Below are 7,501 nucleotides of genomic sequence, written 5' to 3' on the forward strand. Positions count from 1 at the left end.
CACCGTGATCCTGGCCAAAACGGTCAAGGGCTACGGGCTCGGACCCCACTTCGAGGGCCGCAACGCGACCCACCAGATGAAAAAGCTCACCCTCGATGACCTGAAGAAGTTCCGCGACCACCTGCGGATCCCGGTCACCGACGAGCAGCTGGAGAAGGACCCGTACCAGCCCCCGTACTTCCACCCGGGCACCGATGCGCCGGAGATCCAGTACATGATGGAACGCCGTGCCCAGCTGGGCGGCTCTGTTCCGGAGCGCCGCTCCAAGCACCAGGAGATCGCACTCCCGGAGGCAAAAACGTACGAGGTTGCCAAGCGCGGTTCCGGGAAGCAGCAGGCCGCCACCACCATGGCGTTTGTCCGGCTCCTCAAGGACCTCATGCGGGACAAGAACTTCGGCAAGCACATCGCGCCGATCATCCCCGACGAGGCCCGCACGTTCGGCATGGATGCGTTCTTCCCCACGGCGAAGATCTACAACCCCAAGGGCCAGAACTACCTGTCCGTAGACCGGGACCTGGTCCTGGCCTACAAGGAATCGGCCCAGGGCCAGCTGATCCACCCCGGCATCAACGAAGCAGGCGCGGTCGCGGCGTTCACCGCCGCGGGAACTTCCTACGCCACCCACGGCGTACCGCTGATTCCGGTGTATGTGTTCTACTCCATGTTCGGTTTCCAGCGCACCGGCGACGCCTTCTGGGCCGCCGGGGACCAGATGGCCCGCGGGTTCATCATCGGCGCCACCGCCGGGCGGACCACGCTGACCGGCGAAGGCCTCCAGCACGCCGACGGCCACTCCCCGCTGCTGGCCTCCACGAACCCGGCAGTGGTCACCTACGACCCCGCCTACGGGTACGAAATGGGCCACATCATCCGGGACGGCATCGAGCGTATGTACGGGCCCGATTCGGCTGACCGGAACCTGATGTACTACATCACGGTCTACAACGAGCCCATCACGCAGCCCGCAGAACCCGAAGAGCTCGACGTGGAAGGTGTCCTCAAGGGCATCTACCTCCTGGCTCCGGCGAAGATCGACGGTCCCCGGACCCAGATCCTGGCCTCCGGCGTCTCGGTTCCCTGGGCCATCGAAGCCCAGCGGCTGCTCGCCGAGGACTGGGGCGTCTCCGCCGACGTCTGGTCCGTCACGTCCTGGAACGAACTGCGCCGCGACGGCATGGCCGCCGAGGAAGAGGCGTTCCTGAACCCGGGCAAGCCAGCCCGTGTTCCGTTTGTGACCCAGCAGCTTGCCGGTGCCACAGGACCCGTGGTTGCGGTCTCGGACTACATGAAGGCCGTCCCGGACCAGATCCGCCAGTTTGTGCCGAACGAGTTCGCCACGCTGGGTGCGGATGGCTTCGGTTTCTCCGACACCCGCGCAGCGGCCCGCCGCTTCTTCAAGAACGACATCCACTCCATCGTGGTCCGTTCCCTGCAACTGCTGGCGCGCCGCGGCGAAGTTGATGCCCAGGCCCCGGCCCAGGCAATCGAGAAGTACAAGCTGCACAACGTCAACGCCGGTTCCACCGGCAACGCGGGCGGCGAGTCCTGATCAACTCCCGCTGACCTGCTTGTCAGCGGACATGAACGACGACGGCGACCCTCACCGAAAAGGCGAGGGTCGCCGTCGTCGTCCCCCTGCCTTCCGGACAGGAGGAAGCCTGTGACGCAGGTCCAATAGCGTTTGTAGCCTTTGCACAAATGGAGCTTGCCGGGCAGGCACCGTATGCTCGTAGGATGCCAGAGCCAACCACCCCGCCCGTGAAGCGCAAGCCGTCCTCGCGCAGCATGACACCGGAGAAATCCGAAACCCTGAAAAAGCTCCGGGCAAGCGTGGGCCAGCTCTCCACCACCACCCTTCGCCAGCTGGAAAAGTCGCTGCCGTGGTATTCGCGCCTCAGCTCCGACGAGCGCTCGGCCCTTGGCATGGTGGCGCAAAACGGCATCGCAGCGTTTGTCACCTGGTATGAGCGGCCCAGCTCACCGTCGTGGATCCTCACCGACGTTTTTGGGACGGCCCCCACCGAGTTGACGCGCTCCATCAGCCTCCAGAAGGCGCTCCAGCTCATCCGCATAGTGGTGGAAGTGGTGGAAGACCAGGTGCCGGTCATCGCCCCGGAAGCTGACCAGCCCTCCCTCCGCGAGGCGGTGCTGCGGTACTCACGGGAAGTGGCCTTCGCGGCGGCAGACGTGTATGCGCGGGCGGCCGAGTCCCGCGGTTCCTGGGACACACGGCTGGAAGCGCTGATCGTGGACGCCATCCTCCGTGGCGAAAACACGGACGCGCTGCGGTCCCGGATCGCCGCGCTGGGTTGGAAGGCACAGGAGAGGTTCACTGTGATGGTGGGCAATTCGCCGTCTGAACCCAGTGCCAGCTACGTCAGCGAACTGCGCCGCCTGGCAGGCCGCTACGCCGAGGATGCGTTGGTGGGCATCCAGGGCGACCGGCTGATCCTGATCCTTGGCGGCGTCCAGGACCGCGAGACCGCATACCTGAAACTCAGCGAAATGTTCGCCCCCGGCCCGGTGGTCTACGGTCCGGAAGCCGGCTCCCTGCTGGAGGCCAGCGGCTCGGCGCAGTCTGCCTTTGCCGGCCTGACCGCGGCAAGGGCGTGGCCCGCCGCTCCCCGGCCCGTGGCCGCCGATGACCTGTTGCCGGAACGCGTCATCTCCGGTGACGAAGCGGCGCGCCGCTCCCTGGTGAAAAACATCTACCGTCCGCTTGTCGCCGCTTCCAACGGGCTGGTGGAGACCTTGGGCACCTACCTGGAGTTGGGCCATTCCCTTGAGGCGACTGCCCGCGAATTGTTTGTCCACGCCAACACCGTCAGGTACCGGCTCAAGCGCGTCTGCGACGTCACGGGCTGGGATCCGCTGCTCCCCCGGGAGGCGTTTGTGCTGCAGGCGGCGTTGGTGGTCGGGCGGCTGTCGGCGCCGCCAAAAGCGCCGGCGGAGCGTCATCCGGCGCGGAATCAGCCGTGAGTCGTTGTAGACTTCCTACAATCTGACCCCTTGAGCTTGGTGCAGTGAAACACCGCTGGATGACCCCATAATTTGGAAAGCTGGATACGTGCTTGCAATAGTCTGCCCTGGACAGGGCTCACAGACCCCGGGTTTTCTGGCCCCTTGGCTGGAACTGCCTTCGGTAGCAGGCCATCTGGCCTCCCTCAGTGAGATCGCAGGCATCGACCTGACAGCCCACGGGACCACCTCTGACGAGGACACCATCAAGGACACCGCCGTTGCGCAGCCCCTGATTGTTGCCGCCGGGCTGGTGGCCGCAAAGTCGCTGTTCGACGTCGAACTCGGCACGCTTCCCGTGATCCTTGCCGGCCACTCCGTCGGTGAAATCACCGCCTCGGCCCTCGCCGGCGTGCTCACCGAGCAGGAAGCCATGACGTTCGTCCGTGAACGCGCCAACAGCATGGCCGCCGCCGCTGCCGTAACCCCGACCGGCATGAGTGCCGTAGTGGGCGGGGACCCCGCAGAGGTCCTGGCCGCCATCGAGGCTACCGGCGCGACACCGGCCAATGTCAACGGCGCGGGCCAGACGGTGGCAGCCGGAACCTTCGAGCAGCTCAAGGCCCTGGCGGACAACCCGCCGGCGAAGGCGCGGGTCATCCCGCTGAAAGTGGCCGGGGCGTTCCACACCTCGCACATGTCCCCCGCCGTGAGCGCCCTCGAGTCGCTCAAGCCCGGCCTCAAGCCGCAGAAGCCGCAGGTGCCCCTGCTGTCCAACTTTGACGGCCGGGAAGTGACCGACGGCGGCGCCGCCGTCGAGAGCCTCATCGCGCAGGTCTCCCGGCCGGTCCGCTGGGACCTCTGCATGGAAACCCTTGTGCAGCGCGGCGTCACCGGTGTCATTGAGCTGGCCCCGGCCGGCACCCTGGCCGGGCTCGCCAAGCGCGGCATGCCCGGCGTCAAGACCGTTGCAGTCAAAACCCCGGACGACCTCACGGCCGCACTGGCACTCTTCGCAGAACTGGAGGGAAACGCATGAGCGTTCCCACGCTGAAACAGGTTCCCGTAAACGAATACAGCCGCATCATGGGCCTCGGCGCATTCCGGCCTGACGTCATCGTCACCAACGACGACGTCTGCCAGTGGATTGATTCCTCGGACGAATGGATCCGCCAGCGGACCGGCATCGTGACCCGGCACCGGGCCCCTGCCGACGTCAGCGTCATCGATATGGCCGAGGGCGCTGCCCGGGAGGCCCTGCAGCAGGCAGGCATCGAAGCCTCCCAGCTTGGTGCCGTCATCGTTTCCACCGTCACCCACCCGTACGCCACGCCGTCGGCTGCCGCCGCCCTGGCTGACCGCATCGGTGCGACGCCGGCTCCGGCCTTCGATATCTCGGCCGCCTGTGCCGGGTACTGCTACGGCATCGCCCAGGGCGATGCCTTGGTCCGCTCAGGCACAGCCACCTACGTGCTGGTGGTCGGTGCGGAGAAGCTCTCCGACGTCATCGACAACCGGGAACGCACCATTTCCTTCCTGCTGGGCGACGGCGCGGGCGCTGTTGTCATCGGCCCCTCGGACACCCCCGGCATCGGACCCTCGGTGTGGGGTTCGGACGGCAGTAAGTGGGACGCCATCGGCATGACGCGTTCCATCCTGGATGTCCGCGACCTCAGCATGGCCGCCCGCCAGTCCGACGAGCCCGGCGACTTTGCCCTGCTCGAAGAAGCGCAGGAGCTCTACCCCACACTCCGCCAGGACGGGCAGACCGTCTTCCGCTGGGCGGTCTGGGAAATGGCCAAAATGGCACAGCAGGCTTTGGATGCCGCGGGCGTCAAGGCTGAAGACCTCGTTGCGTTCATCCCGCACCAGGCCAACATGCGGATCATCGACGAGATGGTCAAGAAACTGAATCTTCCTGAATCCGTCACCGTGGCCCGGGACATCGCTGATGCCGGAAACACCTCGGCGGCCTCCATCCCACTTGCTACCCACCGCCTGCTCAAGGAAAACCCTGAGCTCAGCGGCGGCCTCGCACTCCAGATCGGCTTCGGCGCCGGGCTGGTCTTCGGTGCCCAGGTAATCGTCCTTCCTTAGGAACGCCCCATACAGGCCGCATCCGCGGACTGCACCGTTTCCGGCACCCCCTGCCGGCAATAACAAGAAAAGGAGCCATCAATGGCTAGCAACGAAGAGATCCTGGCCGGCTTGGCTGAAATCGTCAACGAAGAAACCGGCCTTGCCCCCGAGGCTGTGGAACTGGACAAGTCCTTCACCGAGGACCTGGACATCGACTCCATCTCCATGATGACCATCGTGGTCAACGCCGAAGAGAAGTTCGGCGTGCGTATCCCGGACGAAGAGGTCAAGAACCTCAAGACTGTGGGCGACGCCGTCAGCTTCATCGCAGGCGCACAGGCCTAGCCAAGGCTTCAGCCCCTTAAGGCTGACTGGACTGCCGGTCCGTGCTCAGGCCGGACCGGCAGTCCACCACATTTTTCGGCAGCCAGCTGCCCCACACGCGGGACCCCGCCGGACAACCGGATACGGCCTGCCCACCGACAGAGAGTGATCCAATGACACGCAAAGTAGTCATTACCGGTCTGGGTGCCACCACGCCCATCGGCGGCGACGTACCCACCATGTGGAACAACGCGCTGAAGGGGGTCTCCGGTGCCCGCACGCTTGAAGATGAATGGGTCGCCAAGTACGAACTGCCTGTCCACTTTGCTGCCCGTTGCTCCACTCCGGCCCTGGAGGTCCTGAGCCGCGTTGAGGCCAAGCGGATGGACCCGTCCACCCAGTTCGGCGTCATCGCTTCGCGTGAAGCCTGGGCCGATTCCGGCATCACCGAGATTGACCCCGACCGCCTTGCGGTCGCCTTCGCCACCGGCATCGGCGGCGTCTGGACGCTGCTGGACGCGTGGGACACGCTGAAGGAAAAGGGCCCGCGCCGCGTCCTGCCCATGACGGTGCCCATGCTGATGCCCAACGGCGTCGCAGCAGCCGTCAGCCTTGACCTTGGCGCCCGTGCCGGCGCCCACACCCCTGTTTCGGCCTGCGCGTCGGGCACCGAGGCCCTTCACCTGGGGCTGGAGCTGATCCGCTCCGGCAAGGCCGACGTAGTGATGTGCGGCGGCGCCGAGGCAGCCATCCACCCCATGCCCCTGGCCGCGTTCTCGTCCATGCAGGCCCTCTCGCGCCGCAACGACGACCCCCAGGGCGCCTCACGCCCCTACGATCTGGGCCGCGACGGCTTTGTGATGGGCGAAGGCGCCGGCGCGCTGGTGCTCGAAGCCGAGGAACACGCCATTGCCCGCGGCGCCCGCATCTACGGCGAACTGGCCGGCACCTCCGTGACGGCTGATGCCTACCACATCACCGCCCCGGACCCCCAGGGCCTGGGCGCCACGCGCGCGCTGAAGGCCGCCATGTTCGACGGCCGGATCCAGGCCGAGGACGTTGTCCACGTCAACGCGCACGCCACCTCCACTCCCGTCGGTGACAAGCCCGAGTACACGGCCCTCCGCGCATCGCTGGGGAACCACCTCGACAACGTCGCAGTGTCCGCCACTAAGTCACAGATGGGCCACCTGCTGGGCGCGTCCGGTGCCGTGGAGGCAGTGCTCACAGTGCTTGCCGTGTACCACCGCAAGGCGCCGGTCACCATCAACCTTGAGAACCAGGACCCGGAGATCCCGCTCGACGTCGTCACGTCGGCGAGGGATCTGCCGGCAGGCGACATCGTGGCGCTGAGCAACTCGTTCGGCTTCGGCGGCCACAACGCCGTGATCGCTGTCCGCAGCATCTAGCAGCAGCGCGGGAACAGCAAGTACCGCAGACGAAGCAGAGGCCCCGCCATGTGGCGGGGCCTCTGCTTTTGCTATGGAGCGCCGCCTTCCCATCCGGCACGGCTTCAGCCGGGACAGCGGACAGGAAGTACGACGTTGTGATGTCCGACGGCGGTCAGCCCACCTGGTGCAGCCAGCGGACCGGTGCGCCCTCGGCTGCGTGGCGGAACGGCTCTAGTTCCTCGTCCCACGCCTCACCCAAGGCCAGGGAAAGCTCGTGGTACACGGCGGAGGGATCGCCGGCACCCGATTCGTAGGCGTAACGGATGCGGTCCTCTGAGACCATGATGTTGCCGTGGACGTCCGTTGTGGCGTGGAAGATTCCCAGTTCGGGGGTATGCGACCAGCGGCCGCCGTCAACTCCCTGGCTCGGCTCTTCAGTGACCTCGTAGCGAAGATGGGCCCAGCCGCGAAGGGAGGATGCCAGCAGCGATCCGGTGCCCGGGGCCCCTGTCCAGGAGAGTTCGGCGCGGAACATTCCGGGCGCGGCAGGCTGAGGGGTCCACTCTAGATCCGTCCGCTTGTCCACGACGGATCCAATGGCCCACTCAACGTGCGGGCACAGTGCTGTAGGGGCTGAGTGAACAAACAGCACACCGCGGGTCATTGCAACAGACATTCCATCCTCCATAGCTGTAGGTACGTCTTCCCCAACGACCTCTGCCTGGATGAAACTGCCCGGTGCTGTA

The 7,501-nt window shown here is 66.1% G+C and carries 7 protein-coding genes; 6 read left to right on the forward strand and 1 reads right to left on the reverse strand.

The genetic code is table 11. The annotated features are described in order from the left end of the window. From V6M49_RS07460 to V6M49_RS07485, 6 genes are all read left to right on the forward strand, one after another. Positions 1 to 1,552: transketolase-like TK C-terminal-containing protein (locus tag V6M49_RS07460; protein ID WP_442959703.1), on the forward strand; the 1,552-nt coding region annotated here is incomplete at its 5' end. Between the two features lie 185 nt (positions 1,553 to 1,737). Next, positions 1,738 to 2,982 carry a PucR family transcriptional regulator gene (locus V6M49_RS07465; RefSeq protein WP_056349053.1) on the forward strand — a complete coding sequence of 415 codons (1,245 nt, stop codon included), beginning with the start codon at positions 1,738 to 1,740 and terminating at the stop codon, positions 2,980 to 2,982. A gap of 88 nt (positions 2,983 to 3,070) precedes the next feature. After that, a complete protein-coding gene (locus tag V6M49_RS07470) occupies positions 3,071 to 4,000 on the forward strand; it encodes an ACP S-malonyltransferase (protein ID WP_181037144.1) in 930 nt (309 codons plus the stop codon). Further along, positions 3,997 to 5,058 (forward strand): beta-ketoacyl-ACP synthase III, encoded by a 1,062-nt coding sequence (locus V6M49_RS07475; RefSeq protein WP_254752011.1) that lies wholly within the window; start codon positions 3,997 to 3,999, stop codon positions 5,056 to 5,058. Before V6M49_RS07470 ends, V6M49_RS07475 begins: the two co-directional genes overlap by 4 nt. Positions 5,059 to 5,139: 81 nt before the next feature. Next, the gene (locus V6M49_RS07480) at positions 5,140 to 5,385 is read left to right on the forward strand and encodes an acyl carrier protein (RefSeq protein WP_009359314.1); all 246 of its coding nucleotides are present in this window, start codon (positions 5,140 to 5,142) and stop codon (positions 5,383 to 5,385) included. 152 nt (positions 5,386 to 5,537) lie between these two features. Continuing rightward, positions 5,538 to 6,773, forward strand: a complete 1,236-nt coding sequence (locus tag V6M49_RS07485; protein WP_141140869.1) for a beta-ketoacyl-[acyl-carrier-protein] synthase family protein — start codon at positions 5,538 to 5,540, stop codon at positions 6,771 to 6,773. 154 nt (positions 6,774 to 6,927) lie between these two features. On the opposite strand, the gene V6M49_RS07490 is transcribed toward V6M49_RS07485, so the two are convergent. Continuing rightward, positions 6,928 to 7,431, reverse strand: a complete 504-nt coding sequence (locus V6M49_RS07490) for a DUF3145 domain-containing protein (protein ID WP_141140870.1) — start codon at positions 7,429 to 7,431, stop codon at positions 6,928 to 6,930. Between the last annotated feature and the right edge of the window lie 70 nt (positions 7,432 to 7,501).

Source organism: Pseudarthrobacter sp., assembly GCF_036675385.1.
Lineage (GTDB): Bacteria > Actinomycetota > Actinomycetes > Actinomycetales > Micrococcaceae > Arthrobacter.

Coding starts and splice junctions, on each gene's coding strand:
- V6M49_RS07490 (WP_141140870.1), bottom strand. CDS start 7,431: ATGTCTGTTGCAATGACCCGCGGTGTGCTGTTTGTTCACTCAGCCCCT.
- V6M49_RS07465 (WP_056349053.1), top strand. CDS start 1,738: ATGCCAGAGCCAACCACCCCGCCCGTGAAGCGCAAGCCGTCCTCGCGC.
- V6M49_RS07485 (WP_141140869.1), top strand. CDS start 5,538: ATGACACGCAAAGTAGTCATTACCGGTCTGGGTGCCACCACGCCCATC.
- V6M49_RS07480 (WP_009359314.1), top strand. CDS start 5,140: ATGGCTAGCAACGAAGAGATCCTGGCCGGCTTGGCTGAAATCGTCAAC.
- V6M49_RS07475 (WP_254752011.1), top strand. CDS start 3,997: ATGAGCGTTCCCACGCTGAAACAGGTTCCCGTAAACGAATACAGCCGC.